This is a genomic window from Granulosicoccus antarcticus IMCC3135 (assembly GCF_002215215.1).
Classification (GTDB): Bacteria; Pseudomonadota; Gammaproteobacteria; order Granulosicoccales; family Granulosicoccaceae; genus Granulosicoccus; species Granulosicoccus antarcticus.
In genome coordinates, this window is sequence record NZ_CP018632.1 from 4,422,180 (window position 1) to 4,436,178 (window position 13,999).

Below are 13,999 nucleotides of genomic sequence, written 5' to 3' on the forward strand. Positions count from 1 at the left end.
AGCAGGAAGTTACAGGAAAGCTTTAATTCGCAAACAGGGCTTGAATCAGGGCCGGCTTCAAGGCGTCTTCTGGGCATACGGTTTGAGACAAGCGAACCGAATACCCAGGACCCTCAATACTTGAACCGGCTTGTGCAACAACAGGAAGTTCAGAGTCAGGCTGGCAAGCGTCAGGAAGCACCGCCCCATCACGAAGTTCTGACGCATCAATACCGGAGAGCAGATTACCTGCCACGGTCGGGATAGTTAACTGCTTTCCAAGAAACTGTGCAGCTATCTGAAACGATGAAGACGGTTGCAGTGCTACTTTCAACTCATGAAACGAGCGTGATCCTTTCAGTTTCGGCTCTTTGCCGTTATCTCCGCGATGGATGTCGTGTCGTGATCGATACTCTGTCCAGACCAGACCTGCAGCCCGCGTTTGTGGCGTGATGGAAACGGGAATGACTCCCCTCTTATCGAGTAAATCGTTCCATGATATTTCTCCCTCACTTGCCCCGTCATGCGCCAGTATTGCCAGCGAACGGGTGAAGCCGTGACCATGCTCCACATCAGCCTTGAAGCTGCCTGCAAACGGTGAAATGGTTTCACTGTCTATACGAACCCCGTCATGTGTCATGGTCAGCGTCAAATAGGGCAGAATGATGGATGCCGCACACTGCAGATCATCGATTTTAACGACCTGCCCCTGGCTGGGTGGATTGTGTCTCCAAACAGGCAATTGACTACAAATGTTCTCGTGTTCGTCGTGCTCGCAGAGATCACTGCGCAGTAATGTATGGTACAGCGCAAACCCATTCTTCACCAGGCATGACGCAGAGGTTACTCTGCCAAACAAGGGTACTGGAACGGTCGCGATACACAGCCGTTCGGCCGGTGACTTTTCCAGGTCAAATCCGCACCATAGGGCAACTTCAGTTGTGACTGTGTCACCCTCCGGGTTGGTAAAGCTGGACAACCAACTCTGCAACACGGGTGTATTCAACGATTCGACTTGCTCCACGATCGACAAGACGGATAACCGTTTCTGCCCTTGTGGAACCGCTGCATCTGCAGGCAAAACCGCAGCGACATCAGGTGGCAAAAGATCTGCAAGCAATGTAGTCGACACATCGCTGGGCCAGGGCTGACCGACATCTAGCCTGACTATGGGCTCAGGCAGCTTGATGCCTACGCGATAAAAGTCACGCCACGGCCGGTTGATGAAATAGCTTTCAACCAGTGCTATTCCAGGCAAGGCTGCGATCACGATGATGGCAGAACGAATGTTATTGCGTGCTCGTGGCGACAGGCCTGCTGCAACATAGTCTTCGATTGGTCGTAGCCCTTCATACCATGCAGACAAACGCTTGATCATCACGATATCACTCCATGAGTTGTCAGCCAAGTAAATAACGTCCGTACGATTGCATACGCGACAACACACATCAGACTGACAATCAGCACGTTAGGCTTTTGAGGAACTTTGCTAAAGCTCACCTTGCGACCACGCACCGACTGTAAGGCGATGACCATGACATTGCTGTCCTGCTGGAATTTTCGCTCAAACCAGGCACCGTCACTGAGCCATTGAAACTGCTCATCAAGCGCCTCTACGACATTGGCGGTGAACGATGGTGGTAAATGCCCAGGACCATCAGCCGATCTCTGTGTTTCAAGCAAGGTACGAAATACCATCGACTCGACATCTTCACGCATCTCTGGCGTTTCATTGTCCAGCTTGTCAAACAAACGTATCCAATCTTCCTCCTCACTATCCACGGCCATGGCATTTTCAACCATCCGTACATAAGCCGCGTAATACGTGTCGGCCTCCACCGGCTGCGGTGGTCTGTCGCCATGAAACAGCTCAGCCTTCCCCACCGCTGCGCTGTGCGATTCTGCACGGCTGCCAGGCATGCCACCGAATCGAACCGGATCATCAGCAGGAGACTCAGAAACGGTGACGACAGCAAAAATGCTGATAGCAGCTCCCAGTTTTTTGCCTATCCAACCTTGGCCGGCGTCTTGGGTGGCAATGGCAAACATCATGTTTTCACCTTCGTCATGGATTGAGAGCAGAGCCAGCCGTTGCTCAGCAGCAATCACTGAAAACCGCGCAGCGACATATTCCACGGGAGTCTCGATATCATCGATGGATTTGTGCCAGATGGCCTCTGCCTTTTGTTCGATCGCCGCCAACACCTCCTCTGTCACGGCGACGGCACCGCTTCTCGCCAACAGTGCATTGAGTACAAAACAGGCATCAACACTGTCAGCGCTTTGGTCCAAAACTGCCACGCGCCCCATATCACCCAAGGCATCCAATGCGATCTGGCTCTCGGGGTAGACAGCGTTCCCTTCTTGACCGATCAATTCGTCGATCTGCACGATCTGAGATGGCGAAGTACCGATGTCCGCTGCAAAGCGTCGCCAGAGCTCTTCAACTTTCACCACTTTGACCAGCTCAAGCGCGCGCTCATAGCTCTCTCGCAGCATCTGAAAACCTGCCGGGTCAGCAGACTGATCTATTGCCTTGAGTGCTTTGGCATAGGCCTTCTTGACCGCTCGACTGTCATGCTGCGTGCCGCCGGTCGGCTGCTCAAGCCCCAGTACAACCCAGACTTGGCTATCATTTGACATAGTAGTCTTCATACTCATCAATACGGCCAGCCATCTCAGTACGGAGCGCTTCAATTTCACGCGGATTCTGCCGGCCCATCACCGCATCGAACCCGGTAATCCAGCTCATGATCATGTCGCGATCATCGCCAAGGCTCATTGCATAACACTTCTTCAGGCGCGCCATGATATCGATGTTTTGCAGTTGATCCCTTGGGTGCACCTTCAATTTGTCGAGCACAGCAATCCGTTTCGCCAAATCCTGGGAGCTCATCTCACCCGATAAAGTCGTAATAACCAGGCTGCTTGTCTTGCCGTCGCTGGTCATCGCCTCGACTTCTAACAGGCCGCTGGCATCATAGGAAAAACGGACCTCTACCTGCTCACACTCGTCCCTGTTGTAAGGCACCTTCACTTTCAACTTCCCCAACGACACATTGTCTTCGACCATGGGCGACTCACCTTGAAACACTTGAACGGTGATGCGTTCCTGTCCCGGTTCGGCTGTTTGCACGGCTTCCAGCCGGCTTATTGGCACGACACTATTACGCTCGATGATGGGCTGGAAAAAGCCGCTTGCTCGACGTTTGCGATCGATCTGCTTTGTGATTTCCATACCTAGCGTGAATGCGCTGACATCTGTCATGACAAGATCTTCCAGTGCTGCATCATTGGCGACCAAAGCCGCCTGAATCGCAGCCCCCTGTGCGACAACATGATCTGCATTCAATGTGCTTTCGGGCAACTTGAGCAGATGCTTTGCAACAAACGATCTGATCAGTGACATGCGCGAGGCGCCGCCGACCAGAATAACCCGGTCCAGATCCTCGCGATTGATCCTGGCATCATAAAGAGCACGTTCGACGGGTGCGCGCAAGCGTTTGATATTGGTCTTGTTGATGTCCTCAAAAACTTGCCTGGAGATGTCAAATTCAACAGGCATACCTTGAATATCACGCGCAAAGCTGACTGAGAGTTGCTGTGTCAATGCGCGTTTGGTGTTCTCTGCAACTTCGATGAAACGTGACGCCATTGAGCGATCAAGATCCTCGAAGCCAAGATCATTTTGAGCCGCGATCCATTGCGCCAAACAACGTGTGAAATCCTCGCCTCCCAGAAAGGCGTTGCCAGCGGTTGCCCGCACCTCCATTACACCCTCGAACATCTCCAGAATCGAGACGTCAAAGGTACCGCCCCCCATATCGAAAACCATGAAGGTACTCTCGCCTTCACGCTCCTGTAAACCATAAGCCAGCGCCGCCGCCGTTGGCTCATTGATCAGACGCGTGACTGTCAAGCCAATTAACTGCGCTGCCGTAACCACATCCTTGCGTTGATTCTGGTTAAAGTACGCCGGCACCGAGATCACCGCGCTATCTATGGATTCACCAAGCACCTGCTCCGCACTGGTGCATAGATCGCGCAGAACAAGTGCGCAAAGATCAACAGCTCCAAATTTGTAATTCGGACCCAGCTCGAATTGCGCCTGCGTGCCAAGATGGCGCTTGAACACCGCAACGGCGCGCTTTGGGTCAGACACCAGCATCGCCTTGGCAGGATCCCCGACGACCAGCTTGTTCTCGGTGTCAAGTGCAACAACTGAGGGCGTCAAGGGGGAACCAAATACGTTCTCGATAAGCCTTGGCGCACCATTCTCAAATACACAGATCAGAGAATGGGTCGTCCCAAGGTCAATACCAATATTTGCCATAGTGTTGCAAGCTCCCTTTTCTCGGCCCAGCTGGGCGTTGATCTGACTCGCATAGCCACGGCCCGGAAGAGGTCGAATTCTACGTTGCGATTGGACGGACCTTATCAGATTTTCAAAAGCATGCGAAGATCAGTCCCCAGCTCTGCGATGATCGCAGGATCTGGCGACTTGTCCGCCTCGATCAGACGCTTGCCGATCATATAGGCGCGGGCATCGTTCATCGCGTCGACAGCAAGCAGGGTATCGCCCTTGTAGTACCAGAAGCTGATCGATTCGCTGTCGCCCTTGCGGGTAATGACTCGGTCATAGCCGGTATTGAGGCCAGCAATTTGCAGTTTCACATCGTATTGATCAGACCAGAACCAGGGCTTGGCGCAATAGGGCACCATCGCGCCCAGCATGTTTTGCGCTACCGTCTCGGCCTGGTCGATGGCATGCCCAACGCTTTCGAGTCGAAGCCGTCCGCCGCGATGCGGAAAAGAGGTGCAGTCGCCTGCGGCCCAGATATTCGGATCCGAAGTGCGACCGAGCTCATCTGTGTGGATACCGTTCTCGATCACAAGCCCTGCTTCCTCTGCCAGAAGCGTCAATGGCGCTATCCCCACACCGACAACAATAAAATCAACATCGATCTCACTGCCGTCCGACAGTACTGCGCCGGTGACGCGAGTGTCGCCAGACAAACGGGCGAGACCTGTGTTCTCAATAATTTGTACGCCATGATCCGTATGGATCTTGCGGAAATAGTCTGAGGTTTCAGATGCGGCGACGCGTTGCAGGATGCGAGGTGCCATCTCGATCAGTGTGACCTTGAGGCCGAGCTTCGCACCGACCGCCGCAGCTTCAAGCCCAATATAGCCACCACCGACGATCAGCATATGCCGCCCACGGTGAAATTCGGGTTTCATCGTCTCGACATCGGCAAGCGTTCGTACCGTGTAGACCCCCGGTAATCCACCACCGATGGACTCAGGCAAACAACGCGGCTGTGAGCCCATGGTCAGCGCAAGTTGGTCGTAAGGGATTGTCTTGTCGCCGACCCGAACAGTCTTGGCGGTACGCTCGATAGAGGAGACCTGTTCGCCAATCTGTAGCGTGACGCCCTGCTCTTCCCAGAATGACAGTGGACGAAGATAGAGCCGATCCAGCTCCATCTCGCCCAACAGGAAACCTTTTGACAGCGGTGGACGCTGATATGGCGGTGAGGACTCCTCGCCGATCAACGTCAGCTTACCCTCATGACCCAGCGCGCGCAGCTTGATCGCCAATGATGCCCCGGCCTGTCCCGCGCCAATAATCACGATATCAGTCATTGCACTTTTCTCTTTCACTTAAGTGGAAACCATATCGCCTCACCCACATGAGTCGATGCACGCTTCACGGCAAGTACGATCATTTTCAGATCTGCCTTTCAGGCATTTGCACGATCAGTCCATCCAGCAATTCACTAACCTTGACCTGACAGGTTAGCCGTGAGCGGACCGGGTCTGGTTCAAAGGCAAAATCGAGCATATCCTCCTCCATTCCTTCCTTGGCAGGAAGCTTGTCCACCCAGGCAGAATCGACATACACATGACAGGTCGAACAGGCGCAAGCACCGCCACACTCAGCGTCGATACCGGGAATCCCGTTGTCGCGGGCACCTTCCATGACAGTCTGACCATTTGGGACGTCAACAACATGCTCGACGCCTCCAAATTCGATGTATGTGATTTTAGCCATACCTATATCCTCTTTGCTTTTGTGTTTTATCGTGTTGATCACCGACGGCCAATACAGAATCTTTCATTGACTGGCTGCGATGGTCAGAGGTGAGAAATCCTGTAGTCATTTTTCACCCCGCCGTTTGCAGCGGTCAGACTTGATTTTTCTAATAAAATATTCATGCGATATGTGCATGTTTCTCTAGAGCTTGCCAGCTTCCATGCTTGCAACGACATCAGACAACACATCGTCGTCGATCTTCACCAAGTGCCGGGACTCGGGAAACCTGCCCGTATCGACATCGGCAATGTACTCGCGGTAGGCGGCAATTCGTTCGGTCTGCATCAGCTGCCGCATTTTCGCAAAGTTGCGATAGGACTTGGCGTGACGCGGGATATGGCCAGTGTTTTCGCCTAACAGGTCAGCAGAGAACAAATACTCGGCATCGCAGTCACCGCCAGAACCCAGCGAAACGGTGATCAGCGTAGTCGCACTGGTAATTGCCGCGGCAAGTGCTGCGGGAATTACCTCAAGTTCAATCGCAAAAGCCCCTGCAGATTCAAAGCGCTTGACCTCTTGCCAGACTTGCAGTGCCTGTTCCTTGGTTTTTCCAACTGCGCGATAGCCACCTGTCCAGGTCGCCTTGGGCGGCACAAGACCGGCATGGGCGATGACGGGAATACCCTCTCGGGCCAGCACCTCGATCACTTGCGCACTCATGGCGCAATAAATCGATTGCGCCCCGGCTTCCATCGCACTCATAGCGTCTCGCAAGGCTTCGGTGGCACTGGCGTGCTTACCCCAGGGAAGACCAAACTGAAAATGAGTGCCTTTGGCAGCAGCGACGAACGACAATGTGTCTGGACGGAAGCCACTGCCGATCATATCCATTCCGGCTTCGGCTGCAGCGGCAGCCTCCTCTGCACTTGCAACCTGTACGTAGGTAATCCGCCGCTTGCCTTTTAACGCCCGGAGCTCGCAGACCGTCAGACCCAGGCTAGTCATGAGCTCATGATCCGCTTGCGACGTTCCTTGATGCGCTCATTGTCTTCAAGCGTTCCGTTATGGAAAGATCCGAACAATTTGTCCCATGGAATCTCAAGCGAGCCATAGTTGCACTCGAAATAGCGGTGGTGCATCTGATGATGAAATGTGCCCAGTTTCAGACGGTTTTCATCTTTCATTAGAAGTGCCTCGTAGCCTGTATGAGTGGTGGCTGCGGTCAGCGCCAAATACTGCGTGTGAAAGAGAATATGGACCGGGCTTGCTGGAACCACCCAGTGGATCAACACCGACCCCAGAAAGATCACATGCTCAACCGGGTGCATCGACATACCGGACCATGGTCCGACATTGATGTTGCGGTGATGGAGAGCGTGGACCCGTTTGTAGAGCGGTGGCCAATGCAGCATTCTGTGGATCCAGTAAAAATAGAAACTTTCCCAGATCGGGATCAACAAGAAAAGCGCAACGAACCAGACCGGACTATCGGCCCAGGTCAGCACCGGTGCCCAGCCATTTGCCATGGCCCAGAACATCAACACCTCATAGGCCGTCCAGACGGTCACTCCGCTGGCCAGTGTCCAGAACATATTGTCTCGAATTTGTCCGCCCAGAGAGAACTGCTTGCCTTTAGTCATCAGCGGCCGCGGATCAAATTTGAGCCGATCATCCTGCCGTCGCCAGCGATAGAAATAAAGATGCAGGCCACCCGCCACTACCGTCATCAGGATAATGTTGCGAATCCAGATCTCCCCGATCCAGCCCACTGCAAGTGTGCGGGTGTCCGTCAGTGGTGGCTGGACCCAGATGACACAAGCGAAGGCAATGCCAAGGATGATCAGACGTTCGGTTAAAAGAAACCAGCTACTCCACAACCAACGGGCCATCTCGACGGGTCTGGGCGGCCATTGGAAGAAGGGTGAAACTTGCAGAGGCACGGCGGGAGTGTGGTTCCAGCCGGGCAGTGACGAAGGCTTTTCGGACATTCCTGACTCCGGTTTTCGGGTAACAGATTGAGTGAACGTCTGCAGTATGCCCTCGGCGCTCTCCTATGAAAAACGGTATATATGTGTATACTTCATCTGAAATACAGATGAGCAGAGCAATGCAATTATCATTGCGCGCCATGCGTTATGTCAGAACTGCGATGATTCGCGGCAGCATCTCCGAGGCAGCGAGCGAGCTGTATATCGCGGCCTCGGCAGTCTCGGCGGCATTAGACCAGGCGGAGGCAGCCTTTGGCATGACCCTCGTCACGCGTGCTCGAGCCAAGGGTATTTTTCCAACGGCCGCCGGCCGGGTGATCCTGCAACGAATAGATGATCTGCTGGAACGATATGATGCCATGTTGGTTGAGGGGAGCGACATGCAATCATCCCTTACCGGGCAGCTGAAACTCGGTTACTACGCCCCGACTGCACCCGCCTTCCTGCCGCGCATCTTGTCTCCATTGGTGACAGCGAACCCCGAGCTGAGTCTTGTTCTGGAGGAATGTGACAACCCTGAGGCGCAATCCGGGTTGCTGGACGGTAGCTACGACGCCATTGTCTTTGTCGCCGATGCACCTCTGCCACAGATAGATGTCACGCCATTAATCCACGCTCCCTGCTATTGTCTTTGCTCTTCTGGTCATCCTTTTGCCGGACGTGCCTCGGTAACCATGCTAGAGGTTGCTGCGGAGCCATTAGTGATTCTTGATCGTCCCGTTGCAACAAGCTACTACCGTGAACTTCTTGAACGTGCCGGCCAGCCCATCAAGATTGCAGCTTCTGCGAATTCCCTCGAGATGGTGCGAGCAATGGTCGGTGCAGGTTTGGGTTGTTCGATCCTGAACATGCGACCAAGCACTGCTTGCAGCTATGCAGGCGATAACCTGGCAGCGGTGCCCATCGCCGACGTGTCAAGCGGGCTGACATTGTCATTGGGGGTAACGCCTGGCCCAGGGCGCCGGGTCGTCCAGGTGTTCGCCGACGCCTGTGTGGCGTATTTCGCCACGGCCGAAGGTCTGGAGCACGTTGTGATGGCATGATGCATGCCTTGGCTGTGAATGTAAGACGCTTTCTGGATGGAATCTTTCGTTTCGCCACTGATACCTCTTGGAGCATTATCGCTCAAGTTGAGGTGTCTATCAAACCAGGGGAGCTCCACTTTCGTTTTCACATCGCGAACCGGCTCGGTCAGGATATTCGCGATAGTCTGGATTTTCAGGTAAATTAGGCAACTTCGAATCCCACCCCCTGCTCTACAAATGCCCAGCGTCACTCTACGCATGTAGAGCCATTTCCCATTGAAACCTGGTACGGAGTTGCAGAAGAGGCAGCCTATTATCAAGCTCGCGAAGTCTGCAGAACTCATTGACTCAGCTAACCTGCTTCATTCATGAACCGTTCGCAAATGACATTGATGGCAGTTATTCTGGGTCATTGAACCGTTGGTGTGCCGATTGACGGGCAGCATCGCTCGTTGGGTGTACTTTTCAACTGTTTTTTGATGACTCTGGCACGATCTGAACGCCATTTTCAAAGGCCCAGACATAGCGGTACACTGCCACGCTAATGGCAGAGTCGTATTGCAAATGATTATCGAACTTTTGCTGAATCAGGTTGGAACCGCACCCAGTGCACGCGCTATTTGAGTCCACTCGTGTCGCCACGGCGCTGAGTCAGGCAGGTGGAAAACGATACGCCTTGTTGATCGCTGTATCCAGACTGCCAGTTTGAGTAACCGCTCTCGCAAAGTGCTTACCTGTGCATTGGCCAGCGAGGTTCCGTTGGCTTTTAACCTGAGCTCTTGGAACAAAACATAGGCCGCCAGCGTGAGTAGGCCCCGTAGCTGATTGGCGAAAAATCGTGTGCAGCTGGTTCGATCAATGTTCAACCCGTAGAGAAGTTCTTTGATGCGATTCTCGATCGGTGCCCGTTGACAGTACACTCGCTGATAGATAAAGGCTGGTTTGCTTTTCAAATTGGTCACTACAAAGCGCGGATTGTCTTTCGGTTCTCGGCCGGGATGCCGGACAACCTCGGCCTTGAAGATGACACGTCGCTCATCGTCCCAAGTCTCTGCCTCGTAAAGGCATTCGCCGAAACAATGCTCTGTCTCACCTGAGATTGACGACAGGTCTCTAGCCTCGGCCATCAAAGGCTCCGAAAACGCTTTTAACACAGTGTTTTTTGCGATAGCGACTACATATTCCACTCTCTGTTCATCGAGAAACTCCAACACCTCGGGTGTTGAGTATCCGCCGTCAAGGCGCACCCGGATCTTTATCTTGCCAAAGGCCTTGCGCAGCTTGCTCAGTGTTCGCTTCAAAAGGCTGATAGCCCCCTCAGTGGCCGTTGCCTCTCCTGGGCGCAACACATAGGCAAACGCATATTGATCTGCCTCATCATCAAACTGAAGAAAGCCAGCAACGGGCAAATAGCACCAGCTGTCATAATAGCCATTGAAGAATGTCAGCTGCTGAGCCCCATAGGTAGGATCATCTGTCGGATCCATGTCAATGGTTATCCGTCGCGCTCGACCCTTTAGCCTTTTACGATGGCGAGCAACGACAGTATCTGCAATGGCGTGGCCCATCTTCACCAACGATCGGCCATCGACCTGGTTCTCGAAGCGGGACAAGGTGGGCTGTGAGGCCAGCAATTGACCTGTGACAGGGTCACGGTCCATTAGAAGTCGCTGTACGGGATCGCTGGCAAGGCGTGCTGAATCGTTGCAGTCTTCATATCCGCAGGCAATCCCGAATACGCGTTGTTGTACCAAGTCCTTCACCGTATGTATGGAAGACCTTGCCTTGTTGGCGATCATCGCGCAAACACACACTGATGGCATCGATCAACCCCAGCTCTTGGTCACAGGCTTTGAGTAGAATCGCACCGCCGTCTGAGCTGCTGTCGGGCTGATCGAAACGAGCCTGAACCGGCTTGCCGAACAGGTCGTTGAAAACAACACTCTGCGTTGTGATATCTTCCATCGGTGAAGGCCTTTGTTTGTGCTGAAAGTCGTATCGCCGGGCACAGAGTCGGCATTGATCAACTCCCTTGATCATTCCTAACATCAAGGAATCTATCTATATTACAAGCTTGGTACATAATCGTACGAATACATCAATCTATCGTCAGATGTACAGGTGTGACTACTAAAGCCAGCCATTTCATATGGGTGCGTCGATTCCTTGAAACCACGACCGAAACATGTGGCTTCTACAATACCGCAGGCTTCAAAGATGACACACGGGCTTTCTGCTCGATTCCTACTCGGCACCATATGACTCGTCGAGTGAATATCGCAAAGCTACTAGTTTGCTCTCGTATAGACGTCACCATTGGTGAATCCGATACGCACCAGACCATCACGAACCCCGTCACGACTTCTGGCAAATACCAGACTACTGATCGTATCAACGCCATCGGGCGTTGCTGCAGTAATTTCGGCAGTGTCTGTAAAGATCTCCTCTATTGCTACATCATAATTTTCACCACCGATGTTCGTGTCATCGAGTAGTCGGACTGTTGATGTCGGAAATACCTCTCCTCCATCTTCTCCATAAAAAGCAATACTGGCTGTGCTTATATAGAATTTGTAGTTGAGCGCACTGCCTGATGGCGCCTGAGGAGTCGACTCGATAATAATACTTTGCTCCTCGTAGGGCTGATCCACCTCCTCACGTTGAGTTATCTTGATGAACATCCCGGCGTCACCATCGTCAAATTCGTACTGGCGATCTGAGTACTTCAAACAAACCACACTGTCAGCACCAAAACGGTCACCGCCTTCGTAAGGCTCATTATCGATTCGTGACATTAGTGTCATGGTCAGATTTTCCCCAGAGGCACTGGTGAAGGTTGCCGACTCGCCTACATTGTCGACGGTTGACCAACTCAAGGCTGCAGGCAAATCGAATGTGCTGCAGTTGCGGGTTCCATGTGTACACCCTGACAGAATGATCGATGATAACAAGGCTATTTGTATTTTCATTGCTAGAGGATAACCGGTTTACGCATCACCAGCGAGTAATCGAGTTTGTATTGCCTTGACATAATCGAATTGTTCGACAGACAGCACCGGGTATGCTGGCACTCCGGTACCTCGATCCTCGTCAATCGCTGCTTTCAGCCCCTTTAATGTAACAACACCAACGCCATCATCAGCTTGCGCCATGCCAATCAACATCGCCAACTCCGCCTGCTGGTCAGGCGTCATATCTTCCCATGGGGTGAGATTATCCAAAGCACTTATGTAATCGTAAGCTCCATCTTTATCGACAATATAGCTGCCGATTGCTTCGCTGAGATAGCCGGCACCTGAATTCTGAAACTGCCAGGTGTGAGCAGCCTCATGACTCAGAAGTTCCAGACCTGCCTGTGTGAGTGTGCCTTCGGGAATGGGCGTGCCATTGGAGTCCACGGCTCCTTCTGCAACGAAATATGCTTCTGGCAGATAAATATCACTACCTACGGTATGTGGGTCCATACCAACCCAGCTCTCGATACCGCCCTCTTGGATTCGCATCTCGCTATAGTCAAGACTGTCGCCATAGATTGTCTGTAGATAAGCGACCTCATCGCCAGTCAGGCTGCGAGTGCCGGACAAACCTAACGTTCCATTGATCACGCTGGTTGCAGCGTGTAGCCCCATTGCAAAAGTTTCTACCGTTGCGCCTGCCAGATCGGAGGCAAAGTCGGTCACTGTTTGCACAGCGCTGCTCCAGGCGCCTGAGAAGTTACCCTGCAACAGTTGTCCAAATGTCTGGACACCATTACTTAGAACATGTGTGGTCGTATCTACGACAGAATCCACGATGTTGGTACCGATATCGATGGCATCGCCAATCGCCCCTACCATCGGACGCGCGACGTGCTCATCAATGAATTCCCCCAACGCACCGGTATTTTCCAGCACTGGCCGCACGCCGTTTTCGTAGATGAAATCAACACCATCACCAATCGTGTCTCCCACCCATTGCACACCATCACTGAGCGTATCGCCCACCCATTCAATGCCGTCACTGACAGCATCCGTCACGCTATCAACGACATCGGTAACCGTATCAACGACGTCATCGACAACACCAGTAACATCATCCCAGCGATCCGAAAGCCAACCATACTCAACGGCGACTTCCTCACCATCCACAATAATGATGCCACTGTCATCTTCGGCTCTTAAAGCGGCAAGCTCAGAGGCACCCAAGGTATCGCCTCTGGACAACCGTGCAAACACTGCGCCCTCGTCGCCGGCGGTATCGCTTGTATTAAGCCGTGCATCCAACGAATGGCCGATTTCCTCGGTCAACACATCCAATGCCTGACCCGCGTCCCCGTTCAGCAACTCCTTACTGAGCAGAATGCGATCGTTACTGGCGTCATAGGCACCCATGCCAGTGCCGGCCCCCTGAGTTCCGGATTGATCAGCCAACTCTGATGCGTCAACGACTTCTATACTGGGTAACCACGAAAAATCGCCCTCGAGTGCACTTTGGCGTAGTACTTCTGCGGCTTGCTGGTCATAGGAATCACCAAACGCCTCACGAAGCAAGCCATGAAAGGCCTCGGGATCTTGCGCTGTTGCAGCAAATTGATCTGCAAACGCAGCAACGAGCCCATCGACATCAGAAGTCGATGATGGCACGTCAGTGGGCGCCGACTCGACTGACAATGAGTGATCTCGTCGAGCCTGCACGTCTAGGAACTTCAAGACAACTCCAGAAGCAACATTGGGGGTTGCAGATTTGGCAATGTCGCCAGAATCTTGCCCTGCCGACGGAGAGGTGGATTCAAGCTTCGATGAAACCGTACTGCGATTAGCTGATATTTGCACGTTGCTGACATCCTGATATTTCGACTTCTGACTGCAAAAGTCTGGACCACAGGAATCGCAAGCACAATCAGGGAAAACCCTAGGGTTTCAGTTTTGTCATGTACAAATATCAAACAACAAGATCAGGTCCCAGAGAATGGATGCTGAATGAGACGGCTA

The 13,999-nt window shown here is 52.8% G+C and carries 12 protein-coding genes; 1 reads left to right on the forward strand and 11 read right to left on the reverse strand.

Annotated features, from left to right (window positions below):
* Positions 1-22: 22 nt before the first annotated feature.
* From IMCC3135_RS19130 to IMCC3135_RS19160, 7 genes are all read right to left on the reverse strand, one after another.
* Positions 23-1,360, reverse strand: a complete 1,338-nt coding sequence (locus tag IMCC3135_RS19130; protein WP_157736124.1) for a hypothetical protein — start codon at positions 1,358-1,360, stop codon at positions 23-25.
* On the reverse strand, positions 1,357-2,622 hold the full coding sequence (locus tag IMCC3135_RS19135; protein ID WP_088919064.1) for a hypothetical protein: 1,266 nt from the start codon (positions 2,620-2,622) through the stop codon (positions 1,357-1,359). Before IMCC3135_RS19135 ends, IMCC3135_RS19130 begins: the two co-directional genes overlap by 4 nt.
* Positions 2,612-4,312, reverse strand: coding sequence for an Hsp70 family protein (locus tag IMCC3135_RS19140; protein WP_088919065.1), 1,701 nt, complete (start codon positions 4,310-4,312; stop codon positions 2,612-2,614). The genes IMCC3135_RS19135 and IMCC3135_RS19140 overlap by 11 nt, the downstream gene beginning before the upstream one ends.
* 104 nt (positions 4,313-4,416) lie before the next feature.
* Positions 4,417-5,625 carry an NAD(P)/FAD-dependent oxidoreductase gene (locus IMCC3135_RS19145; RefSeq protein ID WP_088919066.1) on the reverse strand — a complete coding sequence of 403 codons (1,209 nt, stop codon included), beginning with the start codon at positions 5,623-5,625 and terminating at the stop codon, positions 4,417-4,419.
* A gap of 85 nt (positions 5,626-5,710) precedes the next feature.
* The gene (locus IMCC3135_RS19150) at positions 5,711-6,034 is read right to left on the reverse strand and encodes a 2Fe-2S iron-sulfur cluster-binding protein (RefSeq protein ID WP_088921941.1); all 324 of its coding nucleotides are present in this window, start codon (positions 6,032-6,034) and stop codon (positions 5,711-5,713) included.
* Between the two features lie 183 nt (positions 6,035-6,217).
* Positions 6,218-7,021, reverse strand: coding sequence for a 3-methyl-2-oxobutanoate hydroxymethyltransferase (locus tag IMCC3135_RS19155; protein ID WP_088919067.1), 804 nt, complete (start codon positions 7,019-7,021; stop codon positions 6,218-6,220).
* The gene (locus IMCC3135_RS19160) at positions 7,018-8,004 is read right to left on the reverse strand and encodes a sterol desaturase family protein (protein ID WP_088919068.1); all 987 of its coding nucleotides are present in this window, start codon (positions 8,002-8,004) and stop codon (positions 7,018-7,020) included. The genes IMCC3135_RS19155 and IMCC3135_RS19160 overlap by 4 nt, the downstream gene beginning before the upstream one ends.
* A gap of 119 nt (positions 8,005-8,123) precedes the next feature.
* Here IMCC3135_RS19160 and IMCC3135_RS19165 point away from each other — a divergent pair, with 119 nt between their 5' ends.
* Positions 8,124-9,047: a LysR family transcriptional regulator gene (locus IMCC3135_RS19165; RefSeq protein WP_088921942.1), complete on the forward strand. Its 924-nt coding sequence runs from the start codon at positions 8,124-8,126 to the stop codon at positions 9,045-9,047.
* A gap of 569 nt (positions 9,048-9,616) precedes the next feature.
* Here IMCC3135_RS19165 and IMCC3135_RS19175 read toward each other — a convergent pair.
* The 4 genes from IMCC3135_RS19175 to IMCC3135_RS19185 all read right to left on the reverse strand — a co-directional run bounded on the left by IMCC3135_RS19175 (position 9,617) and on the right by IMCC3135_RS19185 (position 13,717).
* Entirely contained in the window at positions 9,617-10,792 is a 1,176-nt protein-coding gene (locus IMCC3135_RS19175) for an IS1380 family transposase (protein ID WP_157736125.1), read from the reverse strand.
* The gene (locus IMCC3135_RS34230; protein WP_157736126.1) at positions 10,743-10,994 is read right to left on the reverse strand and encodes a transposase; all 252 of its coding nucleotides are present in this window, start codon (positions 10,992-10,994) and stop codon (positions 10,743-10,745) included. The genes IMCC3135_RS19175 and IMCC3135_RS34230 overlap by 50 nt, the downstream gene beginning before the upstream one ends.
* A gap of 323 nt (positions 10,995-11,317) precedes the next feature.
* On the reverse strand, positions 11,318-11,998 hold the full coding sequence (locus tag IMCC3135_RS34235; protein ID WP_157736127.1) for a hypothetical protein: 681 nt from the start codon (positions 11,996-11,998) through the stop codon (positions 11,318-11,320).
* An 18-nt stretch (positions 11,999-12,016) separates the two neighbouring features.
* Positions 12,017-13,717 (reverse strand): hypothetical protein, encoded by a 1,701-nt coding sequence (locus IMCC3135_RS19185; protein WP_157736128.1) that lies wholly within the window; start codon positions 13,715-13,717, stop codon positions 12,017-12,019.
* Positions 13,718-13,999: the final 282 nt, after the last annotated feature.

Excerpts from the sequence above, each read along its gene's own strand:
- IMCC3135_RS19135 (WP_088919064.1), bottom strand. The coding sequence starts at position 2,622 with ATGTCAAATGATAGCCAAGTCTGGGTTGTACTGGGGCTTGAGCAGCCG.
- IMCC3135_RS19140 (WP_088919065.1), bottom strand. The coding sequence starts at position 4,312 with ATGGCAAATATTGGTATTGACCTTGGGACGACCCATTCTCTGATCTGT.
- IMCC3135_RS19145 (WP_088919066.1), bottom strand. The coding sequence starts at position 5,625 with ATGACTGATATCGTGATTATTGGCGCGGGACAGGCCGGGGCATCATTG.
- IMCC3135_RS19150 (WP_088921941.1), bottom strand. The coding sequence starts at position 6,034 with ATGGCTAAAATCACATACATCGAATTTGGAGGCGTCGAGCATGTTGTT.
- IMCC3135_RS19155 (WP_088919067.1), bottom strand. The coding sequence starts at position 7,021 with ATGACTAGCCTGGGTCTGACGGTCTGCGAGCTCCGGGCGTTAAAAGGC.
- IMCC3135_RS19160 (WP_088919068.1), bottom strand. The coding sequence starts at position 8,004 with ATGTCCGAAAAGCCTTCGTCACTGCCCGGCTGGAACCACACTCCCGCC.
- IMCC3135_RS19165 (WP_088921942.1), top strand. The coding sequence starts at position 8,124 with ATGCAATTATCATTGCGCGCCATGCGTTATGTCAGAACTGCGATGATT.
- IMCC3135_RS34230 (WP_157736126.1), bottom strand. The coding sequence starts at position 10,994 with ATGGAAGATATCACAACGCAGAGTGTTGTTTTCAACGACCTGTTCGGC.
- IMCC3135_RS34235 (WP_157736127.1), bottom strand. The coding sequence starts at position 11,998 with ATGAAAATACAAATAGCCTTGTTATCATCGATCATTCTGTCAGGGTGT.